This is a genomic window from Blastococcus sp. SYSU D00820 (assembly GCF_054050695.1).
Window position 1 is genome coordinate 202,105 of the sequence record NZ_JBJGZW010000002.1, and the last position, 12,044, is coordinate 214,148.

Consider the following 12,044-nt stretch of genomic DNA (forward strand, 5'->3'; position numbering starts at 1 on the left):
AGGACCTCCTGGGATCTCAGGCGGGCGGCTGGATGGACTTGACCTCGAGGAACTCCTCCAGGCCGAAGCGGCCGTACTCGCGGCCGTTGCCGGACTGGCCGTAGCCCCCGAAGGGCGCCAGCCGGTTGCTGTTGAGGCCGTTGACGTGCACGGTGCCGGAGCGGATCCGCCGGGCCACCGCGATCGCCCGGTCCTGGTCGGCGCCGAAGACCCCGGCGGACAGGCCGTAGACGGTGGAGTTGGCGATCCGGACGGCGTCGTCGTCCCCGGTGTGGGTCTGCACGGCGAGGACCGGCCCGAAGACCTCCTCCTGGCCGACCCGCATGTGCGGGGTGACCCGGCCGAGCACGACCGGGGACATCCAGAAGCCGGCCTCGGGCGGCTCCGGCGCGGCGTCGCCGGCGACGACCTCGGCGCCGTCGGCGACGGCGTCGCGCAGGTGCCCGGCCACCCGGTCCCACTGGGTGCGGGAGACCAGCGGCCCGAGCGTCTGCCCGGGAACGGCGGCGCCGGCGGTCTCGGCCGCCAGCGCGACCGCGTCGTCGTAGCGGGACGCGGGCACCACCAGCCGCGTCCACGAGGCGCAGGTCTGCCCGGCGTTCATCAGCGAGAAGCCGGCGGCGGTGCGGACGGCGCGCGCGAACCCCTCGTCGTCGAGGTCGTCGAGCAGCACGGCCGGCGACTTGCCGCCGAGCTCGAGGGTGACCCGCTTGACCGTGGCCGCCGCGGTGGCGCCGATCCGGCGGCCGACGGCGGTGGAGCCGGTGAAGGTGACCATGTCCACGCCGGGGTGTGCCGCCATCGCCTCGCCGACGACGGTGCCGCGGCCGGGCAGGACGGCGAACCAGCCGGCCGGGACGCCGACCTCGTGCGCCACCTCGGCGAGCAGCAGCGACGACAGCGGGGTGATCTCGGCCGGCTTGAGCACCACCGGGCAGCCGGCGGTCAGCGCGGCGCCGACCTTGGCCACGGCCTGGTGCAGCGGGTAGTTCCACGGGGTGATCGCGGCGACCACGCCGATCGGCTCGCGGGCCAGCAGCGACGGGCCCAGGCGCTCCTCGAACGGGTACCCGGCGGCCACGTCGATGCTCGTGGCCAGCACGGCCAGCGGCATGCCGACCTGCACCTGGCGGGCGAAGGCGTCCGGGGCGCCCATCTCGGTGGAGATCGTCTCGGCGAACTCCTCGAGGCGCTCGGTCACCCGGGCGTGCAGTGCGCGCAGCACCTCCAGCCGGGCGGCCAGCGGCCAGTCCGCGGCGTCGAAGGCCCGGCGGGCGGCGGCCCCCGCGACGTCGACGTCGACCTCGTCGGCCAGCCGCACCTCGGCCGACCGCTGCCCGGTGCGCGGGTCGACCAGCTCGAACCGCTCCGTGCCGTGCGGCTCGGTCCAGCGGCCGTCGACGTACACGCGCTCGTGGGTCTCCACGGGACCTCCTGCGGTGCGGGCACGCCCGTCGCCGGGACGTGCGGGAGGGGACCGGCGATCCCCGGACGGGCCGACGGTAGGAACCCGACGTGGCCTGCGCCACACCCCCTCCCTGTGGGCGGGAGCCCGGCGGGGGTCACCGCACGGGCGTCGGGGACGCCGTGGCAGGATGGACCGCGCAACGGCCCCGTCGTCTAGCGGCCCAGGACGCCGCCCTCTCACGGCGGTAGCGAGGGTTCGAATCCCTTCGGGGCTACGCATCGCGAGAGCCCCCGGTCACCCGACCGGGGGCTCTCGCCGTGTCCGGGCCACCCCGAATGGCCTCTGACCAGCAGCGGGACTAGCGTCGGGGCGCTGGTCACGCACAGTGACGAGCAGGAAAGGGTGGTCCGGTGATCCGCACGAGTCGTCGGCTGGCCGACGGCCGGGAGATCCTCTACTACGACGCGGACGGCACCGCCGTCGCGCGCGACGCGGCCGATCCGCGGGACCTCCCGCCGGTCAGCACGCACTCCCAGCTCCGCTTCGACGCGCTCACCGGGGAGTGGGTCGCCTACGCGTCGCACCGGCAGACCCGCACCTTCCTGCCGCCGGCCGACCTGTGCCCGCTGTGCCCGACCCGCCCGGGCCGGCCGGAGACCGAGGTGCCCGAGGCCGACTACCAGGTCGTGGTCTTCGAGAACCGCTTCCCGTCGCTGGCCACCGCGGTCGACCGCGACGTGCCGCCGACCGCGCCCGGTGCGCCCTACGCCGAGCAGCGGCCGGGCTTCGGCCGGTGCGAGGTCGTGGTCTTCACCAGCGACCACTCCCGCGACTTCGCCGACCTCGGGCCCGAGCGCGCCCGGCTGGTGGTCGACGTGTGGGCCGACCGCACCGAGGCGCTGGGCGCCATCGAGGGCATCGAGTCGGTCTTCGCCTTCGAGAACCACGGCGAGGAGATCGGGGTGACGCTGTCGCACCCGCACGGGCAGATCTACGGCTACCCCTTCCTGCCGCCGCGCGTGGAGAAGGTGCTCGCCTCCGTCGCCGGCCACCGCGAGCGCACCGGCGGCGACCTGTTCGCCGAGGTCGTCGCCGCCGAGCGGTCCGGCCCGCGGGTGGTCACCACGAACGAGCACTGGACGGCGTTCGTCCCGGCCGCCGCGCGCTGGCCCTACGAGGTCCAGCTCTTCCCGCACCGCCGGGTGCCCGACCTGCCCGCGCTGACGGGTGAGGAGCGCGACGCGCTCGCCGGCATCTACCTCGACGTCCTGGGCCGGTTCGCGCACCGCTTCGACGACCCGATGCCCTACATCGCCGCGTGGAACCAGGCGCCGGTGCGCACCGGCCGCGAGGACTGGTGGCTGCACCTGCAGCTGTTCAGCCTCCGCCGGGCCCCGGGCAAGCTGAAGTACCTGGCGGGCTCCGAGTCGGGGATGGGCGCGTTCATCAGCGACACCACGCCGGAGGACGTCGCCGAGCAGCTGCGGGCCGTGGTCCTGCCGTGACCGGGGACGCGGAGCTCGCGGAGCGGGCACGGGCCACCTTCGGCGAGGCCTTCGCCGCCGAGGCCGAGGGCGTCTGGGCCGCCCCCGGCCGGGTGAACGTCATCGGCGAGCACACCGACTACAACGAGGGCTTCGTGCTGCCGGTGGCCCTTCCGCAGACCACCCGCGCCGCCGTCGCCCGGCGCGACGACGGCCGGGTCGCCCTGGTCTCCCGGCAGCACCCGGGGGAGCGGGTCGAGGTGGCCGTCGCCGAGCTCGAGCCCGGCCGCCCCGGGGGCTGGGCGGGCTACCCGGCCGGCGTCGTGGCCGCGCTGCGCGAGCGGCTGCTCGGCGGGCTGAGCGTGGTCGTCGACGGCGACGTCCCCGCCGGGATGGGGCTGTCGTCGTCGGCCGCGCTCTCGTGCTCGGTGGCGCTGGCGGTGCGCGACCTGCTGGCCCCGGAGCTCGCCGTCGCCGACCTCGTCGACGTCGCCCGCAGCGCCGAGAACGACTTCGTCGGTGCGCCCACCGGCATCCTCGACCAGTCCGCGTCGCTGCTGTGCACCGCCGGCCACGCGCTGTTCCTCGACACCCGCGACCGCAGCAGCGACCAGGTGCCGCTGGACCTCGCCGCGGCCGGGCTCGTGCTGCTCGTCGTCGACACCGGGACGACGCACAGCCACGCCACCGGCGGCTACGGCGACCGCCGGCGCGAGTGCGAGCGGGCGGCCGAGCGGCTCGGCGTCCCCGCGCTGCGCGACGTCCCCGACGTCGCGGCGCTCGCCGCGCTCGACGACGGCACCGGCGACGGCGCGCTGCTGCTGCGCCGGGCCCGGCACGTGGTCACCGAGGACGCCCGCGTCCTGCAGGTCGTCGACGTGCTGCGCGGCCCCGACGGCCCCGCCGCGATCGGCCCGCTGCTCACCGCCGGGCACGCCTCGCTGCGCGACGACTTCCAGATCTCCACCCCCGAGCTGGACGCCTGCGTGGAGACCGCGCTCGCGGCCGGCGCGCTGGGCGCCCGGATGGTCGGCGGCGGGTTCGGCGGCAGCGCCGTCGTCCTCGTCGCGGCCGACCGGGCGGCGGGGGTGGCCGACGAGATCGGCGCGCGGTTCGACCGCGAGGGCTACGGGGCGACCCGCACCTCCGTCGTCGTCCCCTCCGCCGGGGCCCGCCGGCTCGCCTGACCCACCACCCGACCCCGAGGAGCCGCTGTGGACGACCTGCGCCTGGACGCCAACTGGGTCGACTACCTGCTGGTGGTCGCCTACTTCGCCGTCGTCCTGATGATCGGCTACGCCGCCCGGCGGCGGGTGTCCGACAGCCTGGACTTCTTCCTGTCCGGCCGCTCGCTGCCGGCCTGGGTGACCGGCCTGGCGTTCATCTCGGCCAACCTCGGTGCGGTCGAGATCGTGGGCATGTCGGCCAACGGCGCCCAGTACGGCATGCCGACGATGCACTACTTCTGGGTCGGCGCGGTGCCCGCCATGCTCTTCCTGGGCGTGGTGATGATGCCCTTCTACTACGGGTCGAAGGTACGCAGCGTCCCGGAGTTCATGCGGCGCCGGTTCGGCACCGGGGCGCACCTGGTCAACGCGCTGAGCTTCGCCCTGGCCCAGGTGCTCATCGCCGGCATCAACCTGTTCCTGCTGGCCAAGATCGTCGAGCTGCTCCTCGGCTGGCCGCTGTGGGTCTCGCTGATCGTGGCCGCGGCGGTGGTGCTCAGCTACATCACCTTCGGCGGCCTCTCGGCGGCGATCTACAACGAGGTGCTGCAGTTCTTCGTCATCGTCGCCGCGCTGCTGCCGCTGACCCTCATCGGCCTGCACAAGGCCGGCGGCATCGACGGGCTCGTCGACAAGATGACCGACGCCGGCGACGCCGACCAGCTGCGCTCCTGGCCGGGCACGGAGCTGTCGACCTTCGACGACCCGCTGCTGTCGGTGATCGGCATCGTCTTCGGCCTGGGCTTCGTGCTCTCCTTCGGCTACTGGACGACGAACTTCGTCGAGGTGCAGCGCGCCATGGCGACCAAGTCGATGTCCGCGGCCCGCAGCACGCCGATCATCGGCGCCTTCCCGAAGATGTTCGTGCCGTTCATCGTGGTCGTCCCCGGCATGCTCGCCGGCGTCCTGGTGAAGGACGTCGTCGACGCCAAGGCCGCCCAGGACCCGGAGTTCGAGTACAACAACGCGATCCTCGGCCTGATCAGCGACGTGCTGCCCAACGGCCTGCTCGGGGTCGCGATCGCCGGCCTGCTCGCCGCCTTCATGGCCGGCATGGCGGCCAACATCTCCGCCTTCAACACGGTGTTCAGCTACGACATCTGGCAGCAGTACATCAAGAAGGACCGGCCCGACGGCTACTACCTGAAGGTCGGCCGCTGGGCCACGGTCGGCGCCACCGTGGTCGCCATCGGGGCGGCCATCATCGCGTCGGGCTACCAGAACCTGATGGACTACCTGCAGACGCTGTTCGGCTTCTTCAACGCCCCGCTGTTCGCCACGTTCATCCTCGGCATGTTCTGGAAGCGGATGACGGCGACCGCCGGCTGGACCGGCCTGGTGTCGGGCACGCTGGCCGCGGTCCTGGTGGCGGTGCTGAGCGAGGACGCGCTCGGTGCGGCGTCGGTCGGCGTGATCCCGCTCGGCGGCCAGGGCGCGAGCTTCGTGGCCGCCAGCGCGGCCTTCGTCGTCGACATCGTGGTGAGCGTGGCGGTCACGGCGGTGACCCGGCCCAAGCCGGTGCACGAGCTGGCCGGACTCGTCTACTCCGAGACCCCGCGCGAGCAGCGCACCGACCCCGACGCGCACCGGCTGCCCTGGTACCAGTCGCCGGTGCCGCTGGCCGGCATCGCGCTGGTGCTGGTCGTCGCCCTGAACGTCATCTTCCGCTGAGCCCCGGACCGAGCAGGAGCACCCCATGAGCACTCCCTCCCGCAGCACCGGGAAGCACACCGCGGGGGCGTTCGACGTCCGCAACGTCATCGCCGCGCTGATCGGCTTCTACGGCGTCGTCCTCCTGGTCTACGGGATCGTCGACTCCGGGGAGGCGCACGAGAAGACCGGCGGCGTGGACGCCAACCTGTGGTCGGGCATCGTCATGGTGCTCGTCGCCGCGGGGTTCGCGCTGTGGTCGCGGCTGCGCCCGACGGTCGTGGACCAGGCCGCCGGCGACCGGGACGGCGACGGGGAGCGCCCCGCCGGGCACTGATCCTCAGCGCGCGGCGCGGCCGATCGCCCCGGCGGCCTCGAGCACCGCGCCGACCACCTCCGGCGCCGGGCGACGGCCCAGCCGCTCGACCGGCCCGGAGATCGACACCGCCCCCAGCACGCCGCCGGAGGCGTCCCGCACCGGCGCCGACAGCGAGGCGACCCCCGGCTCGCGCTCGGCGATGCTGTGCGCCCAGCCGCGGCGGCGCACGTCGAGCAGCGTGCGCGCGGTGAAGCTGGCCGCGGGCAGCAGCGGGGTGACCTCGTCGGCGGGCGCGAAGGCCAGCAGCGCGTGCGCGGCCGAGCCGGCCGTCATCGGCAGCCGCGCGCCCACCGGCACGGTGTCGCGCAGCCCGCTGGTGCGCTCGGCGGCGGCGATGCAGACCCGCGTCGCGCCGTCGCGCACGTAGAACTGGGCGCTCTCCCCGCTGGCGTCGCGCAGGGTCACCAGGTGCCGGGAGGCGAGGTCGGCGAGGTCGGCGCCGGCCCGGCCGAGCTCGGCCAGCGCCGGCCCGGGCGCCCACGCCCCGGCCGCCGTCCGGCGCAGCAGCCGGTGCCCCTCCAGCGCGACCGCCAGCCGGTGCGCGGTCGCCCGCGGCAGCTCGGTGCGCGCGACCAGGTCGGCGAGGGTCGCCGGCTCGGCCGCGACGGCGCGGAGGATGGCCACTGCTTTGTCCAGCACGGCGACGGGGTTAGGCTGTCCCACACAGCAATACTCGCATCCCACTATGTGAGAAGGCCAGTGCCGTGGCCCGGGAGCGAGCCGAAGACGTCCTCTGGAGGGACACGCCGTGCCGAAGACCCTGGCCGAGAAGGTCTACGACGCCCACGTGGTGCGCAGCACCGAGGGCGAGCCGGACCTGCTCTTCATCGACCTGCACCTGGTGCACGAGGTCACCAGCCCCCAGGCCTTCGACGGGCTCCGGGCGGCCGGGCGCACCGTGCGCCGTCCCGACCTCACGATGGCGACCGAGGACCACAACGTCCCGACGCTGGACATCCTCGCCCCGATCGCCGACCCGGTCTCCCGGGCGCAGGTCGAGGCGCTGCGCCGCAACGCCGCCGAGTTCGGCGTCCGGCTGGCCCCGATGGGCGACCGCGACCAGGGCATCGTGCACGTCATCGGCCCGCAGCTGGGCCTGACCCAGCCGGGCATGACGATCGTCTGCGGCGACAGCCACACCTCGACCCACGGCGCCTTCGGCGCGCTGGCCTTCGGCATCGGCACCAGCGAGGTCGAGCACGTGCTGGCCACCCAGACCCTGCCGCAGTACCGGCCCAAGCAGATGGCGGTCACCGTCGACGGCGAGCTGCCCCCGGGCGTCTCGGCGAAGGACGTCATCCTCGCCGTCATCGCCCAGATCGGCACCGGCGGCGGCCAGGGGTACGTCATCGAGTACCGCGGCAGCGCCATCCGGAGCCTGTCGATGGAGGCCCGGATGACGATCTGCAACATGTCGATCGAGGCCGGCGCCAAGGCCGGGCTCATCGCCCCCGACCAGACCACGTTCGACTACCTGAAGGGCCGCCCGCACGCCCCGCAGGGCGCGGACTGGGACGCCGCCGTCGCCTACTGGGAGACGCTGCGCACCGACGAGGACGCCGTCTTCGACCGCGAGGTGCACATCGACGCCTCGACGCTGACGCCGTTCGTCACCTGGGGCACCAACCCCGGCCAGGGCCTGCCGATCAGCGAGCGCGTGCCCGACCCGGCCGAGGCCCCCGACGAGGGCGCCCGCCGCGACATCGAGGAGGCGCTGGCCTACATGGGGCTGACCCCGGGCACGCCGCTGCGCGACATCGAGGTCGACACCGTCTTCGTCGGCTCCTGCACCAACGGGCGGATCGAGGACCTGCGGGTCGCCGCCGAGCTGGTCCGCGGCCGCAAGGTCGCGGGGAACACCCGGATGCTCGTCGTCCCGGGGTCGGTCGCCGTCAAGGCGCAGGCCGAGGCCGAGGGCCTGGACCGCGTCTTCCTGGACGCCGGCGCCGAGTGGCGTGGCGCCGGGTGCTCGATGTGCCTGGGCATGAACCCCGACCAGCTCAAGCCGGGGGAGCGCTCGGCCTCCACGAGCAACCGCAACTTCCAGGGCCGGCAGGGCAAGGGCGGGCGCACCCACCTGGTCTCGCCCGCCGTCGCGGCCGCCACCGCCCTCACCGGCCGGCTGACCGCCCCCGCCGACCTGCCCGACGTCCCTGCGACCGCTGGAGCCTGACCACCATGGACGCCTTCACCACGCACACCGGCACCGCGGCCCCGCTGCGCCGCAGCAACGTCGACACCGACCAGATCATCCCGGCCGAGTACCTCAAGCGGATCACCCGCACCGGGTTCGAGGACGGGCTGTTCGTCGCCTGGCGCACCAACGAGCCCGACTTCGTGCTCAACCAGCCGCAGTACGCGAACGCCTCGATCCTGGTCGCCGGCCCCGACTTCGGCACCGGCTCCTCGCGGGAGCACGCCAACTGGGCGCTGCTGGACGGCGGTTTCCGGGTGGTCATCAGCTCCCGGTTCGCCGACATCTTCCGCAACAACTCGACCAAGTCGGGCCTGCTCACCGTGGTGCTGCCGCAGGCCGAGGTCGAGGCGCTGTGGACGGCGATCGAGGCCGACCCGGCCACCCCGGTGACCGTCGACCTGCGGGCCAGGACGGTCAGCTGGGGCGAGCACTCCGTCGGGTTCGACATCGACGACTACACCCGCTGGCGGCTGCTGGAGGGCCTGGACGACATCGGGCTCACCGAGCGGCACCTGGCCGACATCGAGGCCTACGAGGCGCAGCGGCCGTCGTGGAAGCCGAAGGCCCTCCCGGCGCTCTGACCGCGACGCGCCCCCAGGCATAGGAGGCACTACCCACGTCCCGGGGCCCAGGACGTGGGTAGAGCCTCCTATGCCTCGTCGGCGTCGGTGGGGAACGAGCGGTAGTAGTCGGCGGTGAGCGCCCCCGGGCGCCCGCCCAGCGCCCACACGCTGCCCTTGGCCGAGGGCGCCGGCAGGCCGGGCACGCCGTGCGCGTGCACGCCCAGCGCCGCCAGCACCGAGGGGATCGCCCCGCCCTGGCTGCAGACGACGGTGACCCTGCCGTCGGCCCGCGGTGCCAGCAGCCGCTCGATCGCGGCCAGCCCCGCGCCGGGGTCGGCGGAGTACTCCTCCTCGCCCAGCTCCGGCAGCGGGCGCACCTCCAGGCCGAGCCGCTCCGCCAGCGGCTCCACCGTCTGCCGGCAGCGGGTCCGCTCCGCGGTGAGGATCTCGGCCGGCCCGAAGGCCGGGAGGACGGCGGCCAGCCGCTGCGCCTGGGCGCGGCCGCGGGCGTCGAGCGGGCGCAGCTCGTCGGGGCCGTCCCAGTCGCGGCGCGAGCCGGCGCGGGCGTGCCGCACCAGCAGCAGCGACGGCGCCCGCGGCACGTCGGTGCGCGCCAGGTCGGCGAGGACGGCGCGGTCGTGGTCGTGGGTGACCAGCGCGGCGGCGTCGGCGACCGGCAGCCAGCGCAGCTCGTCGACCTCGTCGTCGGCCTCGAAGGCCGTCGACCCGACGCAGCGCATCAACCAGTAGTCGACCCTCTTGAGCCCGGCGTCCACGGCGTACTCCGTGCGCAGGCTGCGCCGGCCGACGACCACGGACAGGCCGGTCTCCTCGGCCACCTCCCGGACGGCGCACTCCAGCAGCGACTCGCCGGCGTCGAGCTTGCCCTTGGGCAGCGACCAGTCGTCGTACCGCGGCCGGTGCACGACCGCGGTCTCGATGCGGCCGCCCCCGGCCGCGCGCCACACGGCGCCGCCGGCCGCGCGGACCACGTCGCCCACCGGCTCAGCCCGCCGACTCGGTGACGCGGGCCATCAGCCCGGCCTGGAAGTCGCGGCCCTCCTGCCGCACCCAGCGGCCGTCGCTGCCCAGCTCCCAGCACCGGACCCCGGGGGCCATGGCGGTGGCGAAGACGTGCTCGAGCTCCCGGTGCGCGGTCTCGTCGCAGACCTGCAGCAGGACCTCGACGCGGCGGTCGAGGTTGCGGTGCATGAGGTCGGCGCTGCCGATCCACCACTCCGGGTCGCCGTCGTTGAGGAAGTTGATGACCCGCGAGTGCTCGAGGAAGCGGCCGACGACCGACCGCACCCGGATGTTCTCCGACAGCCCCTCGACGCCCGGGCGCAGCGCGCAGATGCCGCGGATGAACAGCTCGACCGGCACCCCGGCGCAGGAGGCGTCGTAGAGGGCGTCGATGGTCTTCTCGTCGACCAGCGAGTTCACCTTGATCCGGATGCCCGACGGCCGCCCCTCGGTGGCGTGCCGGGCCTCGCGGCGGATCCGCTCGACCAGCCCGGACCGGACGCCGTGCGGGGCCACCATCAGCCGGCGGTAGCTGGTCTGCCGCGAGTAGCCGGTCAGCGTGTTGAACAGGTCGGTGAGGTCGGCGCCCACCCGCGGGTCGGCGGTCAGGATGCCGAGGTCCTCGTAGAGGCGCGCGGTCTTCGGGTTGTAGTTGCCGGTGCCGATGTGCACGTAGCGGCGGATGACGCCTTGCTCGCGGCGCACCACCAGCGCCGTCTTGCAGTGCGTCTTGAGCCCGACCAGCCCGTAGACGACGTGGCAGCCGGCCCGCTCCAGCGAGCGGGCCCAGGTGATGTTGGCCTCCTCGTCGAACCGCGCCTTGATCTCCACGAGGACGACGACCTGCTTGCCGGCCTCGGCGGCCTCGATGAGCGCGTTGACGATCGGCGAGTCCCCGGAGGTGCGGTACAGCGTCTGCTTGATCGCCAGCACGTCGGGGTCGGCGGCGGCCTGCTCGATGAACCGCTGCACGCTCGTGGCGAACGAGTGGTACGGGTGGTGCACCAGCACGTCGCCCTCGCGCAGGGTGGCGAAGACGCTCTTCGGGGTCTCGCCCTCCGACAGCCGCGGGTGCGTGGCCGGCACGAACGGCTCGTCCTTGAGCTCGGGCCGGTCGAGGTCGTAGAGGCCCATGAGCGCGGCGAGGTCCAGCAGCCCCGGCACCGTGACGACGTCCTGCGGGCTCACCTCCAGCTCCGACACCAGGACCGCCAGGATCTGGGGGTCCATCGACTCGGTGACCTCCAGCCGCACCGCCGGCCCGAACCGGCGGCGGGCCAGCTCCCGCTCCAGGGCCTGCAGGAGGTCCTCGTCGCGGTCCTCCTCGACCTCGAGGTCGGCGTTGCGGGTCACCCGGAACAGGTGGTGGTCGATGACCTCCAGGCCGGGGAACAGCGCCGGCAGGTGGGCGGCGATGAGGTCCTCCAGCGGGAGGAACGTCGCCTCGGAGTCCACCGACACCGGCACGAACCGCGGCACGTTGTTGGGCACCTTGAGCCGGGCGAACCGCGGGGCGCCGGTGTCGGGGTCGCGCACCGACACGGCGAGGTTGAGGGAGAGCCCGCTGATGTAGGGGAAGGGGTGCGCCGGGTCGACCGCCAGCGGGGTGAGCACGGGGAAGACCTGGTCGCGGAAGTAGTCGCGCAGCCGCCGGGTCTCGGGCTCGGCGAGGTCGGCCCAGTGCACGATCCGGATGCCGGCGTCCTCCAGCCGCGGCCGCACGTCGCCCTCGAACGCCTGCGCGTGCCGGTGCACCAGCTCCTGGGTGCGGTCGGTGACGCGGGTCAGCTGCTCGCGGATGGTCAGCCCGTCGGGGGAGCGGACGGTGAGGCCGGTGCTCTGCCGGCGCTTCAGCCCGGCGATGCGCACCATGTAGAACTCGTCGAGGTTGCTGGCGAAGATCGCGAGGAACTTCACCCGCTCCAGGAGCGGCAGGGAGTCGTCCTCGGCCAGCTCCAGCACGCGGGCGTTGAAGTCCAGCCAGGACAGCTCGCGGTTGAGGAAGCGGTCGGCCGGCAGCTCGGCCCGGGGGGTGCTGGTCTCGGTCGGGGTCGTGGCAGCCACGCGGCCATCGTGCCCCACCGAGGTGAACGGGAAGCGTCGGCGGCAGGGCC

10 protein-coding genes and 1 tRNA gene are annotated in these 12,044 nt (G+C 74.1%); 7 read left to right on the forward strand and 4 right to left on the reverse strand.

The features are described 5' to 3' along the window. Positions 1-16 precede the first annotated feature (16 nt). On the reverse strand, positions 17-1,426 hold the full coding sequence (locus ACI79R_RS04905; protein ID WP_456572458.1) for an aldehyde dehydrogenase family protein: 1,410 nt from the start codon (positions 1,424-1,426) through the stop codon (positions 17-19). A 183-nt stretch (positions 1,427-1,609) separates the two neighbouring features. Here ACI79R_RS04905 and ACI79R_RS04910 point away from each other — a divergent pair. From ACI79R_RS04910 to ACI79R_RS04930, 5 genes are all read left to right on the forward strand, one after another. Next, a tRNA-Glu gene (locus tag ACI79R_RS04910) sits at positions 1,610-1,682 on the forward strand. Positions 1,683-1,818: 136 nt separating this feature from the next. After that, the gene (galT, locus tag ACI79R_RS04915) at positions 1,819-2,913 is read left to right on the forward strand and encodes a galactose-1-phosphate uridylyltransferase (protein ID WP_456572459.1); all 1,095 of its coding nucleotides are present in this window, start codon (positions 1,819-1,821) and stop codon (positions 2,911-2,913) included. After that, positions 2,910-4,079: a galactokinase gene (gene galK / locus ACI79R_RS04920; protein ID WP_456572460.1), complete on the forward strand. Its 1,170-nt coding sequence runs from the start codon at positions 2,910-2,912 to the stop codon at positions 4,077-4,079. Before galT ends, galK begins: the two co-directional genes overlap by 4 nt. A 27-nt stretch (positions 4,080-4,106) precedes the next feature. Next, a complete protein-coding gene (locus ACI79R_RS04925) occupies positions 4,107-5,789 on the forward strand; it encodes a sodium:solute symporter family protein (RefSeq protein WP_456572461.1) in 1,683 nt (560 codons plus the stop codon). A gap of 25 nt (positions 5,790-5,814) precedes the next feature. Further along, complete coding sequence (locus tag ACI79R_RS04930) at positions 5,815-6,105, forward strand: hypothetical protein (protein ID WP_456572462.1); 291 nt, start codon at positions 5,815-5,817, stop codon at positions 6,103-6,105. A gap of 3 nt (positions 6,106-6,108) precedes the next feature. On the opposite strand, the gene ACI79R_RS04935 is transcribed toward ACI79R_RS04930, so the two are convergent. Further along, positions 6,109-6,786, reverse strand: a complete 678-nt coding sequence (locus ACI79R_RS04935) for an IclR family transcriptional regulator (protein ID WP_456572463.1) — start codon at positions 6,784-6,786, stop codon at positions 6,109-6,111. A gap of 109 nt (positions 6,787-6,895) precedes the next feature. Here ACI79R_RS04935 and leuC point away from each other — a divergent pair, with 109 nt between their 5' ends. Beyond that, positions 6,896-8,320 carry a 3-isopropylmalate dehydratase large subunit gene (gene leuC, locus ACI79R_RS04940; RefSeq protein ID WP_456572464.1) on the forward strand — a complete coding sequence of 475 codons (1,425 nt, stop codon included), beginning with the start codon at positions 6,896-6,898 and terminating at the stop codon, positions 8,318-8,320. A gap of 5 nt (positions 8,321-8,325) precedes the next feature. Continuing rightward, positions 8,326-8,925 (forward strand): 3-isopropylmalate dehydratase small subunit, encoded by a 600-nt coding sequence (gene leuD, locus ACI79R_RS04945; protein ID WP_456572465.1) that lies wholly within the window; start codon positions 8,326-8,328, stop codon positions 8,923-8,925. A 68-nt stretch (positions 8,926-8,993) separates the two neighbouring features. On the opposite strand, the gene ACI79R_RS04950 is transcribed toward leuD, so the two are convergent. Further along, positions 8,994-9,908: an NUDIX hydrolase gene (locus tag ACI79R_RS04950; protein ID WP_456572466.1), complete on the reverse strand. Its 915-nt coding sequence runs from the start codon at positions 9,906-9,908 to the stop codon at positions 8,994-8,996. Between the two features lie 4 nt (positions 9,909-9,912). Then, positions 9,913-11,994, reverse strand: a complete 2,082-nt coding sequence (locus tag ACI79R_RS04955) for an RNA degradosome polyphosphate kinase (protein ID WP_456572467.1) — start codon at positions 11,992-11,994, stop codon at positions 9,913-9,915. Positions 11,995-12,044 lie beyond the last annotated feature (50 nt).